Origin of the sequence: Pseudomonas alkylphenolica, assembly GCF_000746525.1 — a bacterium.
GTDB lineage: Bacteria > Pseudomonadota > Gammaproteobacteria > Pseudomonadales > Pseudomonadaceae > Aquipseudomonas > Aquipseudomonas alkylphenolica.
This window is the reverse complement of sequence record NZ_CP009048.1, coordinates 5,027,092-5,052,917: the sequence shown is the minus strand read 5'-3', so window position 1 is coordinate 5,052,917 and position 25,826 is coordinate 5,027,092. Positions and strand designations below refer to the sequence as shown.

Annotated in this window: 22 protein-coding genes; 10 read left to right on the top strand and 12 right to left on the bottom strand. The window is 60.9% G+C overall.

The window, feature by feature from the left end; genetic code table 11:
- From PSAKL28_RS23235 to PSAKL28_RS23220, 4 genes are all read right to left on the bottom strand, one after another.
- Entirely contained in the window at positions 1–447 is a 447-nt protein-coding gene (locus tag PSAKL28_RS23235; RefSeq protein WP_038614895.1) for a cupin domain-containing protein, read from the bottom strand.
- Positions 448–547: 100 nt separating this feature from the next.
- Entirely contained in the window at positions 548–1,453 is a 906-nt protein-coding gene (locus tag PSAKL28_RS23230; protein WP_038614892.1) for a LysR family transcriptional regulator, read from the bottom strand.
- A gap of 72 nt (positions 1,454–1,525) precedes the next feature.
- On the bottom strand, positions 1,526–2,611 hold the full coding sequence (trmA, locus tag PSAKL28_RS23225) for a tRNA (uridine(54)-C5)-methyltransferase TrmA (protein WP_038614888.1): 1,086 nt from the start codon (positions 2,609–2,611) through the stop codon (positions 1,526–1,528).
- On the bottom strand, positions 2,608–3,903 hold the full coding sequence (locus PSAKL28_RS23220; RefSeq protein ID WP_038614885.1) for an NCS2 family permease: 1,296 nt from the start codon (positions 3,901–3,903) through the stop codon (positions 2,608–2,610). Before PSAKL28_RS23220 ends, trmA begins: the two co-directional genes overlap by 4 nt.
- Before the next feature lie 215 nt (positions 3,904–4,118).
- Between PSAKL28_RS23220 and PSAKL28_RS23215 the strand changes: the two genes are divergently transcribed.
- Both PSAKL28_RS23215 and PSAKL28_RS23210 read left to right on the top strand, forming a co-directional pair.
- A complete protein-coding gene (locus PSAKL28_RS23215; protein ID WP_038614882.1) occupies positions 4,119–4,598 on the top strand; it encodes a GNAT family N-acetyltransferase in 480 nt (159 codons plus the stop codon).
- Positions 4,599–4,636: 38 nt separating this feature from the next.
- Entirely contained in the window at positions 4,637–5,185 is a 549-nt protein-coding gene (locus tag PSAKL28_RS23210) for a DJ-1 family glyoxalase III (RefSeq protein ID WP_038614879.1), read from the top strand.
- A 71-nt stretch (positions 5,186–5,256) separates the two neighbouring features.
- Here the strand turns inward: PSAKL28_RS23210 and PSAKL28_RS23205 are convergent, their stop codons facing one another.
- The gene (locus tag PSAKL28_RS23205; protein WP_038614877.1) at positions 5,257–6,477 is read right to left on the bottom strand and encodes an MFS transporter; all 1,221 of its coding nucleotides are present in this window, start codon (positions 6,475–6,477) and stop codon (positions 5,257–5,259) included.
- Between the two features lie 358 nt (positions 6,478–6,835).
- Here PSAKL28_RS23205 and PSAKL28_RS23200 point away from each other — a divergent pair, with 358 nt between their 5' ends.
- The 3 genes from PSAKL28_RS23200 to PSAKL28_RS23190 are packed head-to-tail and all read left to right on the top strand — an operon-like array spanning position 6,836 to position 9,454.
- Positions 6,836–8,275: a cytochrome ubiquinol oxidase subunit I gene (locus tag PSAKL28_RS23200; RefSeq protein ID WP_038614875.1), complete on the top strand. Its 1,440-nt coding sequence runs from the start codon at positions 6,836–6,838 to the stop codon at positions 8,273–8,275.
- Positions 8,276–8,278: 3 nt separating this feature from the next.
- Positions 8,279–9,286 (top strand): cytochrome d ubiquinol oxidase subunit II, encoded by a 1,008-nt coding sequence (gene cydB, locus PSAKL28_RS23195; RefSeq protein ID WP_038614873.1) that lies wholly within the window; start codon positions 8,279–8,281, stop codon positions 9,284–9,286.
- A 12-nt stretch (positions 9,287–9,298) separates the two neighbouring features.
- Positions 9,299–9,454 (top strand): DUF2474 domain-containing protein, encoded by a 156-nt coding sequence (locus PSAKL28_RS23190; protein ID WP_038614870.1) that lies wholly within the window; start codon positions 9,299–9,301, stop codon positions 9,452–9,454.
- 149 nt (positions 9,455–9,603) lie between these two features.
- On the opposite strand, the gene PSAKL28_RS23185 is transcribed toward PSAKL28_RS23190, so the two are convergent.
- Together PSAKL28_RS23185 and PSAKL28_RS23180 are read right to left on the bottom strand one after the other, a co-directional pair.
- Positions 9,604–10,728, bottom strand: coding sequence for a methyltransferase (locus PSAKL28_RS23185; protein ID WP_038614867.1), 1,125 nt, complete (start codon positions 10,726–10,728; stop codon positions 9,604–9,606).
- Positions 10,729–10,816: 88 nt separating this feature from the next.
- The gene (locus PSAKL28_RS23180) at positions 10,817–11,512 is read right to left on the bottom strand and encodes an autoinducer binding domain-containing protein (RefSeq protein ID WP_038614864.1); all 696 of its coding nucleotides are present in this window, start codon (positions 11,510–11,512) and stop codon (positions 10,817–10,819) included.
- Between the two features lie 240 nt (positions 11,513–11,752).
- Here PSAKL28_RS23180 and PSAKL28_RS23175 point away from each other — a divergent pair, with 240 nt between their 5' ends.
- A complete protein-coding gene (locus PSAKL28_RS23175) occupies positions 11,753–12,529 on the top strand; it encodes a ferredoxin--NADP reductase (RefSeq protein ID WP_038614861.1) in 777 nt (258 codons plus the stop codon).
- A 49-nt stretch (positions 12,530–12,578) separates the two neighbouring features.
- Here the strand turns inward: PSAKL28_RS23175 and mscL are convergent, their stop codons facing one another.
- Positions 12,579–12,992, bottom strand: coding sequence for a large-conductance mechanosensitive channel protein MscL (gene mscL / locus PSAKL28_RS23170; protein ID WP_038614858.1), 414 nt, complete (start codon positions 12,990–12,992; stop codon positions 12,579–12,581).
- Positions 12,993–13,167: 175 nt separating this feature from the next.
- Here mscL and radA point away from each other — a divergent pair, with 175 nt between their 5' ends.
- Positions 13,168–14,535 (top strand): DNA repair protein RadA, encoded by a 1,368-nt coding sequence (radA, locus tag PSAKL28_RS23165; RefSeq protein ID WP_038614855.1) that lies wholly within the window; start codon positions 13,168–13,170, stop codon positions 14,533–14,535.
- A 153-nt stretch (positions 14,536–14,688) separates the two neighbouring features.
- Here radA and PSAKL28_RS23160 read toward each other — a convergent pair whose 3' ends face one another.
- Entirely contained in the window at positions 14,689–16,209 is a 1,521-nt protein-coding gene (locus PSAKL28_RS23160) for a nucleobase:cation symporter-2 family protein (RefSeq protein WP_038614852.1), read from the bottom strand.
- 262 nt (positions 16,210–16,471) lie between these two features.
- Positions 16,472–16,837 carry a PilZ domain-containing protein gene (locus PSAKL28_RS23155; protein ID WP_038614850.1) on the bottom strand — a complete coding sequence of 122 codons (366 nt, stop codon included), beginning with the start codon at positions 16,835–16,837 and terminating at the stop codon, positions 16,472–16,474.
- Between the two features lie 182 nt (positions 16,838–17,019).
- On the opposite strand from PSAKL28_RS23155, the gene PSAKL28_RS23150 reads away from it, so the two are divergent.
- The 3 genes from PSAKL28_RS23150 to yjiA all read left to right on the top strand — a co-directional run bounded on the left by PSAKL28_RS23150 (position 17,020) and on the right by yjiA (position 20,386).
- Complete coding sequence (locus tag PSAKL28_RS23150) at positions 17,020–19,086, top strand: carbon starvation CstA family protein (RefSeq protein WP_038614847.1); 2,067 nt, start codon at positions 17,020–17,022, stop codon at positions 19,084–19,086.
- A gap of 18 nt (positions 19,087–19,104) precedes the next feature.
- Positions 19,105–19,302 (top strand): YbdD/YjiX family protein, encoded by a 198-nt coding sequence (locus PSAKL28_RS23145; protein WP_008094130.1) that lies wholly within the window; start codon positions 19,105–19,107, stop codon positions 19,300–19,302.
- Positions 19,303–19,387: 85 nt separating this feature from the next.
- Positions 19,388–20,386, top strand: a complete 999-nt coding sequence (gene yjiA / locus PSAKL28_RS23140) for a GTPase (protein WP_038614844.1) — start codon at positions 19,388–19,390, stop codon at positions 20,384–20,386.
- A gap of 98 nt (positions 20,387–20,484) precedes the next feature.
- Here the strand turns inward: yjiA and glyA are convergent, their stop codons facing one another.
- Together glyA and PSAKL28_RS23130 are read right to left on the bottom strand one after the other, a co-directional pair.
- Positions 20,485–21,738, bottom strand: coding sequence for a serine hydroxymethyltransferase (gene glyA / locus PSAKL28_RS23135; RefSeq protein ID WP_038614841.1), 1,254 nt, complete (start codon positions 21,736–21,738; stop codon positions 20,485–20,487).
- A 198-nt stretch (positions 21,739–21,936) separates the two neighbouring features.
- The gene (locus tag PSAKL28_RS23130) at positions 21,937–25,764 is read right to left on the bottom strand and encodes a bifunctional diguanylate cyclase/phosphodiesterase (protein WP_038614838.1); all 3,828 of its coding nucleotides are present in this window, start codon (positions 25,762–25,764) and stop codon (positions 21,937–21,939) included.
- Between the last annotated feature and the right edge of the window lie 62 nt (positions 25,765–25,826).

The following is a 25,826-nucleotide window of genomic DNA, read 5'->3' as shown; positions in this document are numbered from 1 at the left end:
TCAGCTTTTCACCGGTACCAGGTCGAAGTTGTCGGCCTGGTACTGGAACAGCAGGCAATCAGCTGCGGCGGTGCAGCCGCTTTCATGCACCAGATTGGCCGGCAGTTTGTAGTACGAGCCCGCTGGATACTCGGTGCGCACCTTATCGATCACGGCGTAGAAAGTGCCTTTCAGGACCACTGTTGGCAGGCTCTGGCTGTGGGTATGCAGACCGTTGTCGGTGCCTGCCTTGAAGGTGACAAAGGCCGAGTAGTTGCCCTTGCCGAAAATATTCCCCTCAGTGTTGGCGTAAGTGACGGCGCCGTTGGTGTTGGGTACTGCTTGCCATTGCAGAGCGGCGTTGGGCAGCGAGATCAGTGCTTCTGGTTTGATCTCGTTCTGGGCCAACACGGTAGTGGTAGAGGCGGTCAGGATCAGGCCGAACAGGGAGGTTTTCAAAGCTTTCATGGCGATAACCTTCGTTGAGTGGAGTGCGCGAAGGTTAATTGAACGCTTGATGCAGAAATACGCCCGTAAGAGGCCATGATTTGTGCGTTTTTTGCACCAATCACATCAGCCAGCGTGGGGCCCGATAGTAGTCCTGAAGGTAATCCAGCAACGCGCGAACCTTGGGCGCCAGGTAGCGGCTTTGCGGGTAGAGCGCATACAGGGTGCGCGCAGGCTGTTGCCAGTCCGGCAGCAGTTGCACCAGGCGGCCATCCTGCAAGGCGTCGTGGACGATGAAACGGTCAAAGCTGGCGATGCCCAGGCCACCGATAGCGGCGGCCCGTAGTGCCATCGGCGAGTTGGCGCTGACACGGCTGGGCATCAGCACCTCGCGTTGGCTGCCCGAAGGCCCGACCAGTTGTAGGCGCTGCGGTTGAGCGAGGCGGTTGTAGCCGAGCAGCGGATGCTCGCCCAGGTTGTCGGCCGTGATGGCAGTTGGCAGGCGCTTGAGGTACGACGCGGCGGCGACCAGGATCACTTCACTCGGCGCCAGCGTGCGTGCCACCAGGTTGGAGTCCGGCAAGTGATCGGTGACCCGCAGGCACAGGTCGATGCCCTCATCGAGCATATCGACGAAGCGGTCGGTACAGCTCAGTTCAATCTGCAACCCGGTGAAGCGTTCGACGAAGCCGGGTAGCCAGTGACCCAGTTCCAGTTCGCCAAACGCACTGGACACGCTCAGGCGCAAGGTGCCGGAGGGTTGCTGCTGGTGCTCGGAAAGCTCCAGCGTCATTGCCTCCATCTGATCGAGAATCTGCACGCAGTGACGGTAGAACAGCGCACCCGCTTCGGTCAGTTGCAGGCGCCGGGTGGTGCGGTTGAGCAGTTGACTGCCGAGCTGGCGTTCGAGGTTCTTCACCTGCCGTGACAGCACCGTATGGGATTGCCCCGCCAGGGCGGCAGCGGCGCTGAAGCTGCCGTGCTCGACCACCCGGCGGAAGGACTGCATGGCGCTGAACTGGTCCATCAGAGGGCGGTACTCCTTGAGATCTGCGGCCCGTTGCAGGCGCTGGCACAGCCGGCGCCTGCAACGCCGGGGTCAACGGCGAACCAGCAACACCCCACTCTCCATGTGATGGGTATATGGAAACTGGTCAAACAACGCACAACGCTCGATGCGGTGTGTGTCGTGCAACTGGGCGATGTTCGCCGCCAGGGTTTCCGGGTTGCAGGAGATGTACAGGATATTGTCGAAGCGCCGGGTCAGCTCGCAGGTGTCCGGGTCCATGCCGGCACGCGGCGGGTCGACGAACACGCTGCCGAACTGGTAGCTCTTCAGGTCGATGCCTTCCAGACGGCGGAACGGGCGTACTTCGTTGAGCGCCTCGGTCAGCTCTTCGGCGGACAGGCGCACCAGGCGCACGTTATCCACGGCATTGTCGTCGAGGTTGTGCAGCGCGGCGTTGACCGAGGTCTTGCTGATCTCGGTGGCCAGCACCTTGCGCACCCGGGTCGCCAGCGGCAGGGTGAAGTTGCCGTTGCCGCAGTACAACTCGAGCAGGTCGTCCTGGCGCTCGCCGAGGGCCTCGTAGGCCCAGTTGAGCATCTTCTGGTTCACTGCGCCGTTGGGCTGGGTGAAGGCGCCTTCCGGCTGGCGATAGCGGAAGTTGCGTCCGGCGATCTGCAGTTCTTCTACCGCGTAATCGCGACCGATCACCACGCGTTTACCCTTGGAGCGGCCGATGATGCTGACATCCAGGTCTTTGCCCAGCTGCTGCGCGGCGGCCTCCCAGTGCTCGTCCAGTGGACGGTGGTAGCACAGGGTGATCATCGCATCGCCGGCCAGGGTGGTGAGGAACTCGACCTGGAACAGCTTGAAGCTCAGCGCCGAGCTGGCTTGCCAGGCGGCCTTGAGCCGCGGCATCAGTTCATTGATGCGCAGGCTGGCGATCGGGAAGTCTTCGATCAGGATCGGCGTGTGCTTCTCGCCCGGAGCGAACATCGCATAGAAGCGTTGCTCGTTTTCGCGCCACAGGCGGAACTCGGCACGCAGGCGATAGTGCTCGCGTGGTGAGTCGAACACCGCAGGTTCCGGGGCATCGAAAGGCGCCAGCAGCTCGCGCAGGCGTGCAACCTTGGCGTCGAGCTGCTGGGTGTAGGTCGAAGGGTCTAAGACTGCACTCATGCGTTGAACCAGCCCAGCTTGATGACGAACAGGATCGAGAGGATCACCAGTGCCGGGTTCAGGTCGCGGCGGCGGCCGGAGAGCAGCTTGATCGCAGTCCAGGAAATGAAACCGAAGGCGATGCCGTTGGCGATCGAGTAAGTCAGCGGCATGGCCAGAGCGGTGATCACCACTGGCGCAGCTTCGGTAACATCGTCCCAGTTTATTTCAGCCAGGCCCGAAGCCATCAACACGGCGACGAACAACAGTGCTGGTGCGGTGGCGAAAGCCGGCACGCTACCGGCCAGCGGGGCGAAGAACAGTGCCAGCAGGAACAGGATGGCGACGACGATGGCGGTCAGGCCGGTGCGTCCGCCAGCACTCACGCCGGCAGCCGACTCGATGTAGCTGGTGGTGGTCGAGGTGCCGAGCAGGGAACCGGCCATGGCCGCGGTACTGTCAGCGATCAGGGCGCGGCCCATCTTCGGCATGTGACCGTCCTTGCGCATCAGGCCGGCGCGTTTGGCAACGCCGATCAGGGTGCCGGAGTTGTCGAACAGGTCAACGAACAGGAAGGCGAAGATCACGCTGATCAGGCCGACATCCAGGGCGCCCTTGATGTCCAGCTGCAGGAACGTCGGGGCCAGCGAAGGCGGCATCGAGACCACGCCCGCGAACGGGGTGACGCCCAGGGCGATCGAGGCCACGGTCACCGCCAGGATGCCGATCAGTACTGCACCACGAACCTTCAGGGCTTCCAGGGCGACAATCAGGAAAAAGCCCAGGGTGGCGAGGATTGGCGCCGGTTGCTTGAGGTCACCCAGGCCCACCAGGGTCGCCTGGTTGTCGACGACGATACCGGCGTTGTGCAGGGCGATCAGTGCCAGGAACAGGCCGATACCGGCAGCAATGGCCGAACGCAGTGGCAGCGGAATGCTGTTGACGATCCACTCACGGATACGAAAGATCGACAGCAGGAAGAACAGCACCGCCGAGATGAATACCGCACCCAGGGCCACCTGCCAGGTGTGGCCCATGTGCAGGACCACGGTGTAGGTGAAGAAGGCGTTCAGGCCCATGCCCGGTGCCAGGGCGATCGGGTAGTTAGCGATCAGGCCCATGGTGGTCGAGCCGATGGCAGCTGCCAGACAGGTGGCAACGAACAGCGCGCCCTTGTCCATGCCGGTCTCACCGAGAATGCTCGGGTTGACGAACAGGATATAGGCCATGGCCAGGAAGGTGGTCACGCCCGCGAGAATTTCGGTGCGGACATTGGTGTCGTGTGCTTTTAGTTGAAACAGCCTTTCCAGCATGCCTGCTCCCCGTGGCGCGCCCCGGCGCCGTGAATGTATCGACCCCCTCAGCAAAGCACAGACCGTACCGGACGGTTTGTGGAATTTGATTGGGCCGGAAAAAAGCCGCGCATCATACCAGCATGCTTGGCCAGCGGTAATTATTGTCGCGATACACTGCAGATATCTGCAGGTTCCGCGCCGATTCCCCCACATCCCCCTCATGAGAGCCCGCTGTGCAACTGATTGATTACCGCGACCTGAGCCAGGCCCAGCGCGACCAACTGGTCGGCATCCAGGTGCACCCCGAGCAACAGCGCTATTGCGGCGATATGGCCAGTGCGCTGTACATCCTGCTGGGTACTGAAAGCGATGACATGCGCGGCGTGGTGCTATTGCTCGATGCCGAGCCCAGGGCCTTTCTGTTGCTCCAGCGCGGGGCGTTCCTGCCGCCCTGGGCCGCGGCCGATGCGGCCACGATCAGTGCCTTGCAGGTGGATCAACGCTTACAGGGGCGCGGCCTGGGACGATTTTGTATGCAGGCATTACCCGGTTTGGTTCGCGCTTGCTGGCCGGATGTTCGCCGCCTGCAATTGTCGGTGGAACCAGACAATCACGCCGCCCTGGCGTTGTACCGGGGGACTGGCTGGATTGACAGTGGTAATGGCTATCGCGCCCGCAAGGGCTACGAGTGTCAACTGACCCTCATGCTGTGAGCGACTACGCTTTATCCATACCCTGACGGAGTGCAGTCATGACCCACAGAGCCCTGATCGTAATTGCTGAAGGCGTGGATGACCTGCAGAGCGTGACCCTGATCGACGTGTTGCGCCGCGCCGAAGTGGAAGTGGTGGTGGCCAGCATCGAAGGCCGGCGCATGCTTACCTGCGCCCGTGGCACGCGCTTGACCGCCGACGGCATGTTGGTGGACTTGCTTGCCCAGCCGTTCGAACTGATCGTGTTGCCGGGGGGCGAGAAAGGGGTGCAGCACATGGCGGTGCACCAACCGCTGACACAGCGGGTAGCGGAGCAGGCCAAAGCCGGCAAGTTTTTTGCCGCGATTGGCGAAGGGCCCTTGGCATTGCAGGCTTTCGGGGTGCTGCGTCAGCGACGCATGACCTGTCATCCGGATGTCAGTCAGCAGCTCTCCGGGTGCAGTTTTGTCGATCAGCCGGTGGTGGTGGATGGTAACTGCATTACTGCCCAGGGTTCGGGGGCGGCGTTGGCGTTTGCTTTGACGCTGGTGGAACAGGTGGCGGGAAAGGCGGCTCGTAACCGAGTTGCGGGACAGCTGCAGGTGTGACAGTTCTGGCCTCATCGCGGGGCAAGCCCGCTCCCACCGGGTGGGAGCGGGCTTGCCCCGCGATGAGGTGGTCAATTTCTATGCATGTGATCCCTTCCTGCCAGGCTCGGAAACAGCTTGATCCACACCCCGGTCACCACCAGCGTCCCGACCCCGCCGAGCACCACTGCCGGTACGGTACCGAACCAGTGCGCAGTCAGCCCTGACTCGAATTCGCCAAGCTGGTTGGAAGCGCCGATGAACAACCCGTTCACCGCACTGACCCGGCCACGCATCTCATCCGGTGTCTCCAGCTGCACGAAGGCGCCGCGAATCACCATGCTGATCATGTCGGCTGCCCCGAGCACAGCCAGCACCGCCAGCGAAAACCAGAACGAGGTCGACAGGCCGAAGGCGATGGTGGCCACACCGAAGATTCCGACAGCAGTGAACATTACCCGGCCGACCTTGCGCTCCACCGGAAAGCGCGCCAGCCACAGCGACATCAGCAAGGCGCCGACCGCTGGTGCCGAGCGCAACAGACCCAGGCCCCAGGGCCCGGTAAGCAGGATGTCCTTGGCGAACACCGGCAGCAGTGCGGTTGCACCGCCGAGCAATACGGCGAACAGATCCAGTGAGATAGCGCCGAGGATGTCCGGGCGGCTGCGGATAAAGCGAATCCCGGCCAGCAAGGAATCGAGGCTGGCGCGGCCTTGCTGAGGCGCTTGCGGTCGCACACTGAGGCTCAGGGTCAGCAGGCAGGCCGTCACGTACAGCAGCACAGTCGGGCCGTACACCCAGACACTGCCAAATGCATAGAGAAAACCGCCCACCGCGGGGGCCACGATGGTTGCCGCCTGCATCGCCGAGGCCGAGGCCGCCACCGCGTGGGGAAACAGCGCAGAGGGCACTACGTTCGGCAGCAGTGCCTGGGTCGCGGGCATTTCGAACGAGCGGGCGCTGCCGAGCAAAAAGGCGAGGATAAAGATCAATTCGCGGCTGACGTTGCCAGTGCTGCTGCCGACCACCAGAGCCAGGGCTATCAAGGCCTGAGCCGTCTGGCACAGGGCAGCGACGCGGCGCCGGTCATAACGGTCGGCGACATGCCCGGTGTGCAGCATGAACAGTACCCGTGGGGCGAACTCCACCAGGCCGACCAGGCCAAGGTCAAGGACATTGCCGGTCAACTGGTAAAGGTGCCAGCCGATCGCCACGGTGAGCATCTGGAAGCCACTGGCGGTACACACCCGCGCCAGCCAGAACGCGAGGAAAGGGCGATGGTGACGCAACAACAGCGGTGGAGGGGCTGACATCGGCGAAACAGAGCCTCGGCGAGGGAAACAGCGGTGCAGATTATCATCAGTTTGTAACGGCGAGTTACGAGAAGATCATGCTTTGCGCCGTTTGTGCACTGTTTTGGGGCGCACAAAACCGTGCACAACTGATCTGCGGCAATGAACCACACAACCGCGCGGACCTTTCAGGACTATCCTTTCAGGCAGCCGTTGATCTGGATCAATAGTTTCATTTGCAACGGTGGGCCAGAACGGCCGAATTCCCTGCGTTGTGAAGTACTCAGAACAATTCCAACTAGCCACACTCAACTACCGTGGGGGCAGTTGGCGCCAAGGCCCATCGCCTGACGCCGGATTACCTGACAGAGGAAGCACTATGTTCGGATTAGAGGCCCTAGATCTCGCCCGAATTCAGTTCGCGTTTACCGTGTCTTTTCACATCCTGTTTCCGGCCATCACCATTGGCCTGGCGAGTTACCTGGCGGTGCTCGAAGGCTTGTGGCTGAAGACCAACAACAGTGTCTACCGTGACCTTTACCACTTCTGGTCGAAAATCTTTGCCGTTAACTTCGGCATGGGTGTGGTCTCCGGTCTGGTCATGGCGTATCAGTTCGGTACCAACTGGAGCAAGTTCTCCGACTTTGCCGGCTCCATCACCGGGCCGCTTTTGACCTATGAAGTGCTTACCGCCTTCTTCCTCGAGGCCGGTTTCCTCGGCGTCATGCTGTTTGGCTGGAACCGTGTCGGCCGTGGCCTGCACTTCTTTGCCACAGTCATGGTGGCCATCGGTACGATCATTTCCACGTTCTGGATTCTTGCCTCCAACAGCTGGATGCAGACCCCGCAGGGTTACGAAATCGTCAACGGCGTCGTGGTCCCGGTGGACTGGTTCGCGGTGATCTTCAACCCGTCGTTCCCTTATCGCCTGCTGCACATGGCCACCGCGGCGTTCGTTGCCACGGCGTTCTTCGTTGGCGCTTCGGCGGCCTGGCACCTGCTGCGTGGGCGTGACAACCCGGCTATCCGCAAAATGCTCTCGATGGCAATGTGGATGGCCTTGATCGTGGCGCCGATTCAGGCGGTGATCGGTGACTTCCACGGCTTGAACACCCTCAAGCACCAGCCGGTGAAAATCGCTGCGATCGAAGGTCACTGGGAGAATGTCGGTGACGAGCCGACCCCGCTGATTCTCTTCGGCATTCCCGATATGGAAGCCGAGACCACTCGCTTCAAAGTGGAAATCCCGGCCCTGGGCAGTCTGATCCTGACCCACAGCCTGGACAAGCAAGTCCCGGCGATGAAGGAGTTCCCGAAGGAAGACCGGCCTAACTCCACCGTGGTGTTCTGGTCGTTCCGGATCATGGTGGGTCTGGGCATGCTGATGATCTTCGTCGGCCTGTGGAGCCTGTGGCTGCGCAAGCGCGACAAGATCTACAGCTCGCGTCCGTTCCTCTACCTGACCTTGTGGATGGGCCCGTCCGGCCTGATCGCGATTCTCGCCGGCTGGTTCACGACCGAGGTTGGCCGTCAGCCCTGGGTGGTCTATGGCGTGATGCGTACTGCCGATGGTGTCTCGAACCACAGCTATACCCAGTTGGGCGTGACCCTGGTGATGTTCGTGGTGGTCTATTTCGCCCTGTTCGGTGCGGGTCTGGGCTACATGATGCGTCTGGTGCGCAAAGGGCCGAAAACCGGTGAGGGCGAAGAGCCCATCAAAGGCGGACCTGGCCAGAAACGCACACCGGCACGGCCGTTGTCTGCTGCCGATGACGATCACGACGATCGCGAGCACACCAGCTTGAACAAGGGGAACTGAGTCATGGGTATTGATCTTCCACTGATCTGGGCCGTGATCATTATCTTCGGCATCATGATGTACGTGGTCATGGATGGTTTCGACCTGGGGATCGGCATTCTCTTCCCCTTCGTCAAAGGCGAGCAGGACCGTGACGTGATGATGAACACCGTCGCGCCGGTCTGGGACGGTAACGAAACCTGGCTGGTACTCGGCGGTGCGGCGCTGTTCGGCGCCTTCCCGCTGGCCTATGCGGTCGTGCTGTCGGCACTTTACCTGCCGCTGATGTTGATGCTGGTGGGCTTGATCTTCCGCGGTGTGGCGTTCGAGTTCCGCTTCAAGGCCACGGCCGAAAAGCGTCACCTCTGGGACAAGGCGTTTATCGGCGGTTCGCTCGCGGCAACCTTCTTCCAGGGCGTGGCCCTGGGTGCCTTCATCGAAGGCTTCAAGGTGGTCGACCGTAGCTATGCCGGTGGTGCCTTCGACTGGCTGACCCCGTTCAGCCTGTTCTGCGGGCTGGGGCTGATCGTTGCCTATGCCTTGCTCGGCTGCACCTGGCTGATCATGAAAACCGAAGGCAAGCTGCAACTGCAGATGCATGACCTGGCGCGTCCTTTGGCCCTGGTGCTGCTGGCCGTGACCGGTATCGTCAGTATCTGGACGCCGCTGGCGCACCCGGAGATTGCTTCGCGCTGGTTCACCCTGCCTAACCTGTTCTGGTTCCTGCCGGTGCCGATCCTGGTGCTGGTGACCCTCTACGGTTTGCTCAAGGCGGTGGCACGCAATGCGCACTACACCCCGTTCCTGCTGACCCTGGCGTTGATCTTCCTTGGCTACAGTGGCCTTGGCATCAGCCTGTGGCCGAACATCATTCCACCGTCGGTTTCGATCTGGGACGCTGCCGCACCACCGCAGAGCCAGGGCTTCATGCTGGTCGGGGCGCTGTTCATCATTCCGTTCATCCTTGGCTACACCTTCTGGAGCTACTACGTGTTCCGCGGCAAGGTGACCCACGAGGATGGCTACCACTAGGAGGGCCTGGCAATGACCGGCAAACACACCTTCGATGAAGAGAAAAAGCCGCTCTGGCAACGGTTGGGCTGGCTGGCGGTGATCTGGGCCGGCAGCGTGGTGGCCCTGGGGATTGTTGCCTGGCTGATGCGCATGTTTATGGCTGCCGCCGGATTAAGCACCCACTAAAGCGCATTTCCCATCCCGCCTTGCGGCGGATTTACCCCCCTTCGCAGCTTAGGTTGTGAAGGGTTTTTTTTGACTATCGTATCGCGGGGCAAGCCCGCTCCCACTGGGGGGGCACTGAACCGGTGGGAGCGGGCTTGCCCCGCGATACCTTACTTGCGCGCTTTGAGCACCACGAACTTCGGCGTCGCCGCCACCTGCTCAACGCCGCGGAACAACCGCGCCAGCTTGCTGTGGTAGCCCAGATGGCGGTTACCGACGATGTACAGCGCACCGCCGACTACCAGCGCTTCGCGGGCCTGCTGGAACATGCGCCAGGCGAGAAAGTCGCCGACCACCTGCTGCTGGTGGAAGGGCGGATTGCACAGCACCACGTCCAGCGATTGTGCCGGCTGGCCAGCCAGGCCATCGTCGGCGCGTACGCTGACTTCACGCTCGCCCAGCGCCGCCTGCCAGTTTTCCAGCGCCGATTGGGTGGCCATGTAGGACTCATCGACCAGGGTGTAGTGGGCTTGCGGGTTGCTCAAGGCACTGACGATGGCCAGCACGCCATTGCCGCAACCCAGATCGGCGACCCGGGCTGAACCGAGGTTGTTGGGCAGGTGAGGCAGAAACGCGCGGGTGCCGATATCCAGGCCTTCGCGGCAGAACACATTGGCATGGTTGAGCAGTTCCAGGCGTGGCGCATCCAGTTGGTAGCGCGTTGGGTAGGGGGAGGTGAATGCGCCTTTGTCCTCTACCGTGGCAATCAGCAGGCGGGCTTTTTTCTGCGCCAGCGATGCCTGTACCGGGCCGATGTATTTTTCCAGCAGATCACCGGCAGCGCGTGGCAGGTGCTTGATCATCGCGCCGGCAATCACCTGGGCTCCGGGGGCCAGATGAGCCTGCAAGCGGATCAGTTGCTCTTCAAGCAGGGCCAGAGTCTTGGGCACGCGCACCAGCACCTGGTCGAACGGGCCTTGCCAGTTGGCGTTGGCGGCAATGAATGGCAGCGCGTCGAAAGCCTGGCCATTACGCACCAGGTTTTTCTCCAGCGCCAGACGGGCCAGGTACGAGTCGCCGCTGCTGGTGACCTGCAGGTGGCGACTCAGGCTGATCGCCAAAGCTCCGAAGCTGTCATTGAGGACCAGCACGCGGGTATTGGCATCTGGCGATTGTTCGGCCAGATGCTGCAGCAAGTACTCGTCGGCAGCGTCGAAGGCTTGCAAGGGATCGTTGGCTTGCTCGGGCTGGCGAAGCAGATCGAGCTCGGCGAAGGGGCTGGTCAACAAGGGCATGGCGTTAAGGCTCTGAGACATGGTCGCGCGCCGCAGTCGGCCGCGCTTTGCAGAGGCATGATTCTACAGGGCTTTGAATGGCAGGGGGTTATCCCAATAGGCCGTTCACGGCAGCCGCCGCAACGGCGCTGGTTTTGTTACAGCAGTTCAGCTTGGTGATGATGCTGCGTATATGGAAGTTCACCGTGCTTTTCGACAGGGTGAGGATGTCGGAAATGTCTTCTGCAGTCTTGCCAGCTGCAGTCCACTTCAGCACTTCGGTTTCACGGGCGGAGAGTACGGGTTTGGTTGATTTTTGATCAAATACCAGGCTGTGCATCAGGTTGCACAACCACATGGTCTTAGCGGCCATTTCGTAGTATTCACTGGTGTTTACCGGTGTATGACTGCGGATCACGCTTAACAGGCTTTCGTTACGATGCGGGTCGTGTGCAGAGTGGCTCCAGCCATAACGCAGCCCGTGTCGTCGGGCCTGCTCCCAAAGATCGGGGGTCTCTCGGAAGGTATCATCGTCCCAGAGAATAGGCAGCAACGATTTATGGCAATGGGCGACGATCGGGTCGATGCTCCGGTAATTACAGCGTTGATAGCAATCGTTCCAGGCCTTGGGAAAGTTACTGTAAGTCTCGAACTTCGGGTACAAGGAAGGGTTTGCCGGGGTCGGGGTGAAGGCGAAATACTCCATGCCCAGCTGTGCCGCCAGAGATGTCACCAAGTCGAACGTCCGTTGTTCCTCTGATTCGCTGAGCAGTTGTTTCAGCTGAACTTCCTGTCGGTATGGCATGGCTACTGCCTCGTGCAATTTGGATCCAAATATCACTTTCTAGTAAAGCAGTGTAGGAATTACCTGACTCTTTTGCTGAGTTTTTTTCGTTACAAGCACGTGCGTTTTTATCAGTTTGGGTCTTGGACCGACATGAAACCTGGGTGTCGACCATGGCCGTGGCGATGCCACTACAATCCAGCGGTGTTTATCCTGGCGCGATTGCGCGACACTGGGCGCATCTGTTTTTTGGAGTAAGTCATGACTGCCAGTGCTGAAAAGTTCACCCGCCAGACGTTGCTCGACGTCCAGCCGCTGACCCCAAGCCTGTTCAGCCTGCGCACCACGCGTGATCAGGGATTCCGCTTCCGCTCCGGTCAGTTCGCCCGCCTGGGGGTGACCAAGGCCGATGGCAGTGTGGTCTGGCGCGCTTATTCAATGGTCTCGTCGCCGTTTGACGAGCACCTGGATTTCTTTTCCATCGTGGTGCCGGGAGGGGAGTTCACCAGCGAGCTGAGCCGTCTGCAGGAAGGCGACAGCTTGTTGATCGATCGTCAGGCCTTTGGCTTTCTGACCCTGGACCGTTTTGTCGATGGCCGTGATCTGTGGTTGCTGGCCACAGGGACCGGCATCGCACCGTTCGTCTCGATCTTGCAGGACTTTGAAGTCTGGGAGCGCTTCGAATCGATCAAACTGGTGTATTCGGTGCGAGAAGCCAAGGAGCTGGCGTATCTGGACCTGATCGCCGGTCTGGAGCAGCGTGACTACCTGGCCGAGTTTGCCGGCAAGTTGCAGTTCATTCCGGTGGTCACACGCGAACAGCATCCCGGCGCACTCAATGAGCGCATCACCACCCTGATCGAGAATGGAGAGCTTGAGCGCGCCGCAGGCCTGGCGCTGACGCCGGAGCATTCGCGGGTAATGCTCTGCGGTAATCCGCAGATGATCGACGACACCCGGCAGGTGCTCAAACAGCGCGGCCTGAACCTGAGCCTGAGCCGCCGCCCCGGGCAGGTAGCGGTAGAAAACTACTGGTAGGCGCTGGCGACAGCCTGCGATGGGCCGCATAGCGGCCCCCGAGACGGATTCAGGGCTGCCGATTCTGCGTCTTGAGCAAGTCGCGGATCTCGGTAAGCAGCTCTTCTTCTTTGGTCGGTACCGGTGGCAGGCTTGGCGCTTCGGCTTCTTCGCGTTTCAGGCGGTTGATCGCCTTGACGCCCATGAAGATCGCGAAGGCGACAATGATGAAGTCGAGAATGGTCTGGATGAATTTGCCATAGGCCAGCACCACTGCCGGGACTTCGCCTTCGGCAGCTTTGAGGGTGACGGCAAGATCACTGAAGTCGACACCGCCGATCAGCAAGCCGATTGGTGGCATGATCACATCACCCACAAAGGATGAAACGATTTTGCCAAAGGCGGCGCCGATGATGATACCGACGGCCATGTCGACCACATTCCCTTTGACCGCAAAGGCCTTGAATTCACTGAGCACGCCCATGGTTTATTCCTTGTAACAGATGAGTTTGGTAAACGCAGTGTAATTCAGCTACACGCTTCATGCTCCGCGCTGCTGCTACAGACTGCAGTTATATCGAATAGTTTTGTCGTTTTATGTGGCCGCCCAGGTCACGCAGGTCGGCTATCATGGTCCCTTTTTCCGAGGACCGTCCCCCATGGCCAAGGCCAAGCGCATGTACGGCTGCACTGAGTGCGGCGCGACCTTTCCGAAATGGGCCGGACAGTGCGGTGAGTGCGGGGCCTGGAACACCCTGGTCGAGACCGTGCTGGAAAGCGGCGCAGCAGCGGCGCCCAGTGGCCGCACCGGCTGGGCCGGGCAGCAGGCGCAGATCAAGACCCTGGCCGAGGTCAGCGTCGAAGAGATCCCGCGTTTCAGCACCGCCAGCGCCGAGCTGGACCGGGTATTGGGCGGCGGCTTGGTTGACGGTTCAGTGGTCCTGATCGGTGGCGACCCGGGTATCGGCAAGTCGACCATTCTCCTGCAAACCCTGTGCGCCATCGCTACGCGCATGCCCGCACTGTATGTCACCGGCGAAGAATCCCAGCAACAGGTGGCGATGCGTGCCCGGCGCCTGGGGTTGCCCCAGGATCAGTTGCGGGTAATGACCGAAACCTGCATCGAGGCGATCATCGCCACTGCCCGGGTGGAAAAGCCCAAGGTCATGGTGATCGATTCGATCCAGACCATTTTCACCGAGCAGTTGCAGTCGGCGCCTGGTGGTGTCTCCCAGGTGCGTGAGAGCGCCGCGTTGCTGGTGCGTTACGCCAAGCAGAGCGGCACGGCGATCTTCCTCGTCGGTCATGTCACCAAGGAAGGTGCGCTGGCAGGCCCGCGGGTGCTGGAGCACATGGTCGATACCGTGCTGTATTTCGAAGGCGAGTCCGACGGCCGCCTGCGTTTGCTGCGGGCGGTGAAGAACCGTTTTGGTGCGGTCAATGAACTGGGCGTGTTCGGCATGACCGATCGCGGCCTGAAGGAGGTCTCCAACCCTTCGGCAATCTTCCTCACCCGCGCGCAGGAAGAGGTTCCCGGCAGTGTGGTCATGGCCACCTGGGAAGGCACCCGGCCGATGCTGGTGGAAGTCCAGGCGCTGGTTGATGACAGTCACCTGTCGAACCCGCGCCGGGTCACTCTGGGCCTGGACCAGAACCGCCTGGCCATGCTCCTGGCGGTGCTGCATCGCCATGGCGGCATTCCGACCCATGACCAGGATGTCTTCCTCAACGTGGTCGGCGGGGTCAAGGTGCTGGAGACCGCGTCCGACCTGGCGTTGATGGCGGCGATCATGTCCAGCTTGCGCAACCGTCCGCTGGATAACAGCCTGCTGGTATTCGGCGAAGTCGGTCTGTCGGGTGAGGTGCGTCCGGTGCCCAGCGGCCAGGAGCGCCTGAAAGAAGCGGCCAAGCATGGCTTCAAACGCGCCATCGTGCCCAAGGGCAACGCACCCAAGGAAGCGCCACCAGGTTTGCAGGTGATTGCGGTCACTCGTCTGGAGCAAGCGCTGGATGCGTTGTTCGAGTAACAATTGGTGGGAGCGGGCTTGCCCCGCGATTACGGTGTGTCAGTTGAGTCACAATCGCGGGGGCAAGCCCGCTCCCACCGGTTTAGCTTCTACTTGCAGCGTAAATAAAAAGGCCGGTGCACATGCACCGGCCTTTTTATTGCGTAGCGTTAATCAATGCTCCGAGACGGCCTCTCGTCGTGCCGGAGGCTCGCCATGTTCACCTTCGCCCATCACCGGAACCTCCTTGCCTTCGGCATTGAACAGCTTGCCGTCTTCGAAGTAGTCGCCGTCACGCAGGGCGGAGATATCCGAGTAGTGGATGGTACGTTCGTAGGCTGCGGCAAACACCGATTGCTGATCGGAGTTACCCACGGTGAAGTGGTTGAACACCAGGTTCAGGACAATGGCCATGATTGCTGCCGAGCTGATGCCGGAGTGGAAGATGGTCTCGAACCAGTTGGGGAATTGCGCGTAGAAGTTCGGTGCGGCAATCGGGATCATGCCGAAGCCCAGCGAGGCGGCGACGATGATCAGGTTGACGTTGTTCTTGTAGCTGACCTTGGACAGGGTACGGATACCGCTGGCGGCCACGGTGCCGAACAGCACGATACCGGCACCACCGAGTACCGAGGTCGGTACTGCGGCAATCACCCGGCCCATGATCGGCAGCAGGCCGAGCACCACCAGGATCACCCCGCCGGTCGCTACGACGTAGCGGCTTTTCACCCCGGTCACGGCGACCAGGCCGACGTTCTGGGCGAAGGCGCTCTGGGTGAAGGAGCCGAAGATCGGCGCCAGGATGCTCGACGCCATGTCAGCGCGCAGGCCATTGCCCAGGCGTTTGGAGTCAACCTTGGTGTCGATGATTTCACCGACGGCAAGGATGTCGGCCGAGGTTTCCACCAGGGTCACCATGATCACGATGCACATCGACAGGATCGCAGCGATGTGGAAGGTCGGCATACCGAAGTGGAACGGGCTTGGCATTGCCACCAGCGGGCCTTCAAGCACCTTGCTGAAGTCAGCCATGCCCAGCGACCAGGCGATGAGGGTACCGATGACCATGGCCAGCAGGATCGACAGGCGCGAGATGGTGGCGCTGCCGAGCTTGCTTAGCACCAGCACGATAACGAAGGTCAGCGCGGCCAGGCCGATGTTGGCCATGCTGCCGAAATCCGGGGCCTTGCTGTTACCGCCCATGACCCAACGCGCAGCAACGGGCATCAAGGTCAGGCCGATGGTGGTGATGACGATACCGGTCACCAATGGCGGGAAGTACTTGGTAATTCGCGAGAACACCGGGGTGATCAGGAAGCCGATGAACGACGCGGCCATGACTGCACCCAATACTCCGGGCAAGCCGCCACCGCCTTCACTGCTGAGGATCGCGCCCATGGTCGCGACACCGGCAAACGAGACCCCTTGCACCAGCGGCAGCTGACAACCGAACCACGGCAGTCCGAGGGTTTGCAACAGGGTTGCCAGGCCGCCGGCAAACAGCGACGCAGCGATCAGTAGACCAATGTCCGCGGGTGTCAGGCCAGCGGCCTGACCGAGGATCAACGGCACGGCGACGATGCCGCCATACATGGTCAATACGTGTTGCAGGCCGTACGCCAGGTTGGCACCCAGGCCAAGGTTCTCGTCTTCGGGACGTGCTGCTGAAGACGTGCTAGAGGAGGACGTATTCATGAGGCGGGGTCTCTGTTTTATTGTTGTGGCGCTACTGTAGACAAGTCCTACGCTATGAAGCCAGAACAATTGTATACAATTTTTAGATCGGCGTAGGAACAGTCAGGCGCTCAATTTGGGTGCTTAAGTGAATGCAGTTATCGTTCCAACACGCGAACGCAGGCCTCGCAAGGCTGCGTGAAAACGGATAGGAGGGGTAAAAAAGCTGTCCGAGTGGACATAAACGTAACGAGAGGGAAATCAGGTAGCAAGCTAAGTTATTTTAAATTTCGATCAGTTCTCGCAGTTCACGCATCATTTCGGGGTTGTCGGCCAGGTTGAGTTCCACCAAGCGCCGTAAATGACACGATGAGTCGATATCAGTGCGCAGGCAGACAAAACCCAGTCGATTACCTTCTTCATGGCGTAGTTCCACCTGCATCCATAACGTTACCTGCTCCCCCAGGTGGACAAGGGCCTCGAAATCCTGGGTCAGGTCGGGGTCCCACGGCTCCGGGCACTTGATAAGTAAGCCCTTGAGGGACAGGTCAATCAGCTCGACCGGCCAGCATCGCTCGCCCTGGCGCAGTTCAGTGGGGCTATCAAAGGCAACACGCTGGAAACGTCGACGTTCTTGGTGGTCGCTCATGTTCAGGCACTCCGGGGTTCTTCCTGACTATAGCTCAGCACTTGCCAAGGTCCGCGCAAGGGCGCATAACGAGTTTTGTTCAACCCGCGTTGAAGGCTCTAGACCAACGTGGGGGGTGGTCTTTCCTGTCAGGATCGCTAGACTCGAAAGGCTGTCTTTTATCCACTAGCTGGAAACAAACCATGAACAACAATAATAGCCTGCTACGCCACATTCCGTGGCTGGCGCTGGCAGTCATAGGAGCCTGTGCGCTGGGTGTGGTCGCCCTGCGTCGTGGAGAGGCCATCAATGCCTTGTGGATCGTCGTCGCTTCGGTGGCCATCTACCTGGTCGCCTACCGCTACTACAGCCTGTTCATCGCCACCAAGGTGATGCAGCTGGACCCGCGTCGGGCTACCCCGGCGGTGCTCAATAACGATGGTCTGGACTATGTGCCGACCAACAAACACATCCTTTTCGGTCACCACTTTGCCGCCATCGCTGGCGCCGGCCCGCTGGTCGGTCCTGTCCTCGCCGCGCAGATGGGCTACCTGCCCGGCACGCTCTGGCTGATTGCCGGCGTGGTGCTGGCCGGTGCGGTGCAGGACTTCATGGTCCTGTTCCTGTCCACCCGCCGCAACGGTCGCTCGCTGGGTGACATGGTCCGCGAAGAAATGGGTCGGATTCCGGGCACCATTGCCCTGTTCGGCTGCTTCCTGATCATGATCATCATCCTCGCGGTGCTGGCGCTGATCGTGGTCAAGGCCTTGGCCGAGAGCCCATGGGGCATGTTCACGGTCATGGCGACCATCCCGATCGCGATGTTCATGGGCATCTATATGCGCTACATCCGCCCGGGCCGCATCGGCGAGATCTCGCTGATCGGCGTGGTGCTGCTGTTGCTGTCGATCTGGCTGGGGGGCCAGGTTGCCGCTGATCCGGTCTGGGGCCCGGCATTCACCTTCACCGGTGTGCAGATCACCTGGATGCTCGTGGGTTACGGTTTTGTCGCCGCCGTACTGCCGGTGTGGCTGGTGCTGGCGCCACGTGACTACCTGTCGACCTTCCTCAAGATCGGCACCATCGTTGGCCTGGCCATCGGTATCCTGATCATCGCCCCCGAGCTGAAAATGCCGGCGCTGACCCAGTTCACCGACGGCACCGGTCCGGTCTGGAAAGGCACCCTGTTCCCGTTCCTGTTCATCACCATCGCCTGTGGCGCGGTGTCGGGCTTCCACGCGCTGATCTCCTCGGGCACCACGCCCAAGCTGCTGGATAACGAAACCAACGCCCGTTACATCGGTTACGGCGGCATGCTGATGGAGTCGTTCGTGGCGATCATGGCCATGGTTGCCGCTTCGGTGATCGAGCCGGGTGTGTACTTCGCCATGAACAGCCCGGCCGCGGTGGTCGGTGCCGACGTTGTGTCGGTGGCGCAGACAGTCAGCAGCTGGGGCTTTGCGATCACCCCTGACGCGCTGGAAGCGGTGGCCAAGGACATCGGTGAGCACACCATCCTCGCCCGTGCCGGTGGTGCGCCGACCCTGGCGGTGGGTATCGCGCAGATCCTGCACCAGGTCCTGCCGGGTGAAAACACCATGGCCTTCTGGTACCACTTCGCGATCCTGTTCGAGGCGCTGTTCATCCTCACCGCAGTGGACGCCGGTACCCGTGCCGGTCGCTTCATGCTCCAGGATTTGCTCGGCAGCTTCGTACCGGCGCTCAAACGTACCGAATCGTGGGGTGCCAACCTGCTCGCTACTGGCGGTTGCGTCGCGCTCTGGGGTTACCTGCTGTACCAGGGCGTGATCGATCCGTTGGGTGGTATCAACACCTTGTGGCCGCTGTTCGGCATCTCCAACCAGATGCTCGCCGGTATCGCGCTGATGCTCGGCACCGTGGTCCTGATCAAGATGAAGCGCCAGCGCTACATGTGGGTCACCCTGCTGCCAGCTGTATGGCTGCTGATCTGCACCACCACCGCCGGCTTCATCAAGCTGTTCGATCCGAACCCGGCGGTTGGTTTCCTGGCGCTGGCCAACAAGTACAGCGTGGCGCTCGACGCCGGGCAGGTACTGGCACCGGCCAAGGATATCGGCCAGATGCAGCACGTGATCTTCAACGCCTATACCAACGCTGGCCTGACGATCCTGTTCCTGTTCGTGGTCTTCAGCATCCTGTTCTTCGCCCTCAAGGTCGGTATTGCCGCCCTGGGCAAAAAAGAACGGACTGACAAAGAGTCCCCGTTCCAGGCGCTGCCAGATGCTTAACCCAAGAGGAATGCAGTGATGTTCAACGATCTCGGTCGACTGGGTAAGTACCTGGGGCAGGCAGCCCGCCTGATGGTCGGCATGCCCGACTACGACAACTACGTCGAGCATATGCAGACCAAGCACCCGGACAAACCGGTGATGAGCTACGAGGCGTTCTTCCGCGAGCGCCAAGAGGCGCGTTACGGTGGCAAGTCCGGGCCCAAGTGCTGTTGAACTACAGCTACTGACGGCAGTTGAACCTGTGGGAGCCCGGCTTGCCGTGCTCCCACAGTCATTTTCAGTTCAGGAGATTTTCCGTTTGCACGCGCCCATTCCGGTAACAGTACTCAGCGGTTTTCTGGGGGCTGGCAAGACCACCTTGCTGCGCCATCTGCTCAAGGCCGAACATGGCCTGAAGATCGCTGTGATCGAAAACGAATTCAGTGACGCCGGCATCGATACCCAGTTGCTTGGCGATGAACCGGTGCAGGTCATGACCCTGGCCAACGGCTGTGTTTGCTGCAGCATCCACACCGACCTGACCAAAGCCTTGTTCTTGCTGCTGGAGCGTCTGGACGCCAGCGAGATCGCCTTCGACCGCCTGGTGATCGAGTGCACCGGCCTGGCTGATCCGGCGCCGGTGGTGCAAACCTTCTTCATCGACGAGGAACTGCGCGAGCGCTACATCCTCGATGGCATCATCACCCTGGTCGATGCCGCCCACGCCGAGCAGCACCTGACCCAGGCGATCGCCCAGGCCCAGGTGGGCTTTGCCGACCGCTTGCTGGTGAGCAAGACTGACCTGGTTGATGCAGAAAGCTTCAAGGCGTTGAGCGATCGGCTGGGGCGCATCAACCGCCGCGCACCGATCCGGGTGGTCGAGCACGGCCATATCGATCTGGCCGAACTGCTTGATGTCCGTGGTTTCAACCTCAATGCCGACCTCGGTGGTGGCCTGAGCCTGCGTCCGGTCAGCCAACCGGCCACGCCGGATCGCATCTCCAGCCTGGTGTTGCGCACCGACACGCCGCTGGATATCGACCGGCTCAGTGACTTCATGAACCAGTTGCTGGAAGACCATGGCAAGCAGCTGCTGCGTTACAAGGGTGTGCTCAGCATTGCGGGTGAAGATCGGCGCCTGGTGTTCCAGGGCGTACTGAAACTCTATGGTTTTGACTGGGATACCGAGTGGGCAGAAGGGGAGACGCGTGAGAGCGTGATGGTGTTTATTGCCGATGATTTGCCGGAGGCGAAGATTCGCGAAGGGTTCGAGGCCTTGTCGTCGGTGGGAGTGGGCTTGCCCCGCGATGCTATGTGACTGACAAACCGCAATCGCGGGGCAAGCCCGCTCCTACCGAGGGCGCCAAAAAAAAGCCCGGCTCAAGAGCCGGGCTTTTTCACATCAGGTAACTGCGATTACTTGCCGTATACCGGCAGCTTGGCGCAGATAGCCTTGACCTTCTCACGAACGGCGTCGATCACCGCTTCGTTGTTCAGGTCAGCCAGGATGTCGCAGATCCAGCCGGCCAGTTCTTTACACTCAGCCTCTTTGAAGCCACGAGTGGTCACAGCCGGAGTACCGAAGCGCAGGCCGGAGGTGACGAACGGGGAGCGTGGGTCGTTCGGTACCGAGTTCTTGTTGACGGTGATGAAGGCTTTGCCCAGGGCAGCGTCAGCATCTTTACCGGAGATCTCTTGCTTGATCAGCGACAGCAGGAACAGGTGGTTCTGAGTACCACCGGAAACCACGTCGAAACCGCGCTCGATGAACACGCCAGCCATGGCCTGGGCGTTTTTCACGACCTGCTGCTGGTAGGCTTTGAACTCAGGCTGCAGCGCTTCCTTGAAGCAGATCGCCTTGGCGGCGATAACGTGCTCCAGCGGGCCGCCCTGGGCGCCCGGGAAGACTGCGGAGTTCAGCTTCTTCTCGATGTCGGCGTTGGCACGGGCCAGGATCAGGCCGCCACGTGGACCGCGCAGGGTCTTGTGGGTAGTGGTGGTGACGACGTCGGCGAACGGTACCGGGTTCGGGTACACGCCTGCAGCGACCAGACCGGCAACGTGGGCCATGTCGACGAACAGGTAGGCACCGACCTTGTCGGCGATTTCGCGGAAGCGCGGGAAGTCCAGAATCTGCGAGTAGGCAGAGAAGCCGGCAACGATCATCTTCGGCTTGTGCTCGACGGCCAGACGCTCGACTTCGTCGTAGTCGATCAGGCCGTTGGCGTCGATGCCGTACTGCACAGCGTTGTACAGTTTGCCCGAAGAGCTGACGTTGGCACCGTGGGTCAGATGACCACCGTGGGCCAGGCTCATGCCCAGGATGGTGTCACCGGCCGACAGCAGGGCCAGGTAGACAGCGGCGTTGGCTTGCGAACCGGCGTGTGGCTGGACGTTGGCGTAATCGGCGCCGAACAGTTCCTTGGCACGGTCGATGGCCAGTTGCTCGACCACGTCGACGTATTCGCAGCCGCCGTAGTAACGCTTGCCTGGGTAGCCTTCGGCGTATTTGTTGGTCAGAACCGAGCCCTGGGCTTCCATGACTGCCGGGCTGGTGTAGTTTTCCGAAGCAATCAGCTCGATGTGCTCTTCCTGGCGCTGAGCTTCTTGCTCCATGGCGGCAAAAAGATCGGCGTCGTACTTGGCAATGGTCAAATCACGGCTGAACATGGCGGTCCTCAAGGATCGTGCTGAAATAGGCGGGCATTCTACCTCATCAGCTTTTGTCTGGCATATGAAAGGGCATCATGTCGCAGACAAGTGGGCTTCATTCTGAGATAGGTGGTGAAATGATCGCGGGGCAAGCCCGCTCCCACAGAAACCTGATTCCTCTGTGGGAGCGGGCTTGCCCCGCGATTGGCGTAGTGCTTACTCGAACATAAACAAGGTTTCGTTGCTGAACTGCGCTTCGAACTGGTTGGCCGGCATCGGCCGCCCGAACAGGTAACCCTGCACTTCGTCGCAATCGTGCTCGCGCAGAAACTCCAGCTGCTCGTGGGTTTCCACGCCTTCAGCAATCACCGCCAGGTTCAGACTGTGGGCCATGGCGATGATTGCCCGGGCGATCTGCGCGTCCTGCTCGCCCTCGGGCAAACCGTCAACGAAGGTGCGGTCGATCTTCAGTACATCGATAGGGAACTGTTTGAGGTAGTTGAGTGACGAGTAGCCGGTACCGAAGTCGTCGACCGCAATGCTCAAGCCGAGCTTCTTCAGGCTGTCGAGGATCACCATCGCCTCGTTGACTTCACGCATCAGAATACTTTCGGTCAGCTCCAGCTCCAGGCATGCCGGTGGCAAGCCAGTATCCTTGAGGATGGTGGCAATCCGCGTGCCGAGCTGGCCGTCGGAGAACTGCCGCGCCGAGATGTTCACCGAGACCTTGGGCACCCGCACCTTGTCCTGGTGCCAGACCTTGAGCTGGCGGCAGGCCTCCTTGAGCACCCAGTCGCCGACATCCACGACCAGCCCCAGCTCTTCGATCACCGGAATGAAATCGCCTGGTGGCACCAGCCCGCGACGCGGATGACGCCAGCGCAGCAGAGCCTCGGCACCGGTCAGGCGCTTGCCGTCACCGCTGAACTGCGGTTGGTAATAAAGAATGAATTCATTCTGCTCCAGGGCATGGCGCAGGTCGCTTTCCAGTTCCAGACGCTCGAGGGCGCTGGCGTTCATGTCGGCCTGGTAGAACTGGAAGTTGTTCTTGCCACGCTCCTTGGCGTGGTACATGGCCGTGTCGGCGTTTTTCATCAGCTGGCTGAGCTCGCTGCCGTCCTGCGGGCTCAGGGCGATGCCGATACTGGCGGTGACGAAGAACTCGCGGTTTTCCAGGACGAACGGTCGTATCAGGCTGCCAAGGATCTGCTCGGCGACGTTGATGGCGCGGTTCAGGGCCATTTCCCGGGTCGCCCGCGGTTGCAGCAACAGGGTGAACTCGTCACCGCCCATACGCGCCACGGTGTCATCATCATCGACACAGTCGAGCAGGCGCTCGGCCATGTCCTTGAGCATGCGATCGCCAGCGGCATGGCCGAGGGAGTCGTTGATCGGCTTGAAGCGGTCGAGGTCGAGGAACATCAACACCACCCAGGCTTTTTGCCGGTCAGCCTGCTGCAGGGCCGTGTGCAGACGGTCCTGGAACAGGGTGCGGTTGGGCAGGTGAGTCAGGGCGTCGTAGTAGGCCAGGCGGTGAATGCGCTGCTCACTGGCTTTGCGTTCGCTGATGTCGGTGAAGAAGCACACGTAGCTGGCCAGGTCGCCTTCGTCGTCGAGCACTGCGGTGATGCCGACCCAGGCCGGGTAATGCTCGCCATTGCGACGCTTGAGCCACACTTCACCTTCCCAGGTGCCGCGCTGGTTGAGCTGCTTGAGCACATAGCGCAGGTGCGCTTCCTGGTGTTCGTCCACCGTCAGCATGCTCGGCAATTGATCGAGCACATCGGCCACGGCATGGCCGCTGACCCGGCTGAACGCTTCGTTGGCCTGGACGATATAACCGGCCGGGTCGGTGATCAGGATCGCCGATGTCGAGTGTTCGAATACCGTGGCGGCCATGCGCAGGTCTTTCTCGGCGCGGCGCTGCTGGCTGATGTCGCGGCCGACCCCGAGGATCCCTTCGAAACGCTCCTGATCGTCCCAGACCAGCACCAGACGCAATTCGATCGGAATCTTGCGGCCATCGGCGCGCAGGCAATCGAACAGGAACAGCTGGTTGGGCAGTTGAGTGCGCAGTTGCTCCAGTTGCTCTGGGTTGCTCAAGGCCCGATTGACGCGTTCGACCAGATTATAAATGCCGGTCAGCTGCGCCGGGTTGGCGATGGTCGAATGCCAGCCGTTGTCGAAGATCCAGTCGACCTCATAGCCCAGCACAGCCTGTACCGATGGGCTGACATAGTTGAGCTGCAACCGGTTGTCGGTGGAGAAGATCACATCGCTGATGCTTTCGGCGAGCATGCGATAACGCTGTTCACTGTCGCGCAGCGACTCGCTGGCCTCGATCTGATCGGTCACGTCCTTGCCAACGCCGATGATGCGGGTGACAACGCCGTTGCCATCGCGGGTCAGGGCTTGCTCACGAATGTCGAAGCGCCGCCAGCGTTGATCGTAATGACGAAAACGCAGTTGGCAATGCAATTGCTCGACACCACCTGTGTCGAGCAATTGCTGGCGAATTCGCCAATACAGCTGGGCATCGTCCGGGTGCAGGAGGATCTCCCAGAAGCGTTCGCCCATCTGTGCCAGTTGGCTACGGTCGTAACCCAGGGTCTGGCCGAGGTTGCGGTTGCTGAAGATCATTTGCTGGCTTTGTACATCTTGTACGTACAACTGGTCAGGCACCGTACGCACAACGTCCGACCAGAAACTTTCGCGCTCGAGCAATGACAGCTCGACCTGCTTGCGGCTGGTGATGTCGCTGATGCTGAGGATCACCGCCTCATAGTCGCGGCGCTGCTCGGGGAATTTCACCATCAGCCAGAGGTGCAGGTCCTGGCCGTTGGCGATCGGCAGGTGGACTTCCAGTTCCAGTTGCTGCTGGTTGTCCAGCAGCGCTTCAACCAGCTGCACACCGATGCCTTCGATACCGGCTTGCGTGCCCTCGATCAGGCAGTTCCAGGCAGCATCGCAGCAGTTGACCCCCAGCAATTGCAGGGCCTCCTGGTTGACCTCGGTGACCTTGAGTTCCTGCAGCAAGACCCGCCGCAGTGCCCGGTCGAAGGCCAGGCGTTGCTGTAAGGCCTGGCGGCTGCGCAGACGATGACGCTCCAGCTGCACAGGCAAGCCGGAGAGGTCGAGCACGCACAGGGCAACGCCAGTGCCTTCGAAAATATCGTGATAGCGCCGACGGCTTTCCTGCAGCATGCGGTGCCGGCGACGCATATTGATCAGGGCAAGCAAGGGCAGCAGGGCGCAGAACAGGCCGAGCAGACACTTGCCGATCAGTGCCGGCAGCAGTTGTTCGCGGGCCAGTCCTGCGTCGAACAGGCCGCGTAGTTGCCAGGTACTGTTGTCGAGGAACGCGAGCATTACGCTTTGCAGCGGCTCGTCACTGCCCGGTGCCGGTTGATGGCGATTGATGATCTCGCCGGTGCGGCTGTTTTCCAGGAGCCACAACGGGTGGTTGGGGCGGTCCAGGTGTGAAGTCAGTTCGCTGTAGTAGGCCGGGCCCAGGCGCAGCAGCCAGTAACCCGGGGTATCGCCCGGCTGGCGCAGCAACAGGTAGATCAGACGATTGTCCGCGCTGTTGCTGTAGTAATGGTCGTGGCCCTGATTGAGTCGCAGCAGCTCATCCACAACATGACGATCCGGGGTGTCGCCGAGGCTGTCGCTGAGCACCTTGCCTTGGGAATCGATCCACACCAGGCTCTGCAAGGCCGGCAGTCGGGCCTGCAGTTTCGCGAGGATGTCCGGCAGTTGCGCAGGGCTTGGCGACGAACGGTAAGGCTGGACAATGTTGTGGGCCACCTGCGCCTTGAGCGACATGCTCAAGGCCATGTGATCGGCCAGTTCGGTGCTGGCGTCAAGGCTGTGCTGGTACTGGTCGGCCTGGGTGTGGCGGTACTGGTCGACCAGTTGCCAGAGCAGCAAGCCGAGCAACAGCAGGACCAGCAGGGCCAGTGCGCTTTTCAGAGAACCGCGTAATGCAGAGCCGGGTGCGCTGGACGGCGTGCGCAGGGATGTCGGCTGAGTGAGATTGGTCAAGCGATGATCCTGCGGTATGGCTGGATGGCAGGTTTAGAGCTGCTGGCTTGCAAGCGCCACGG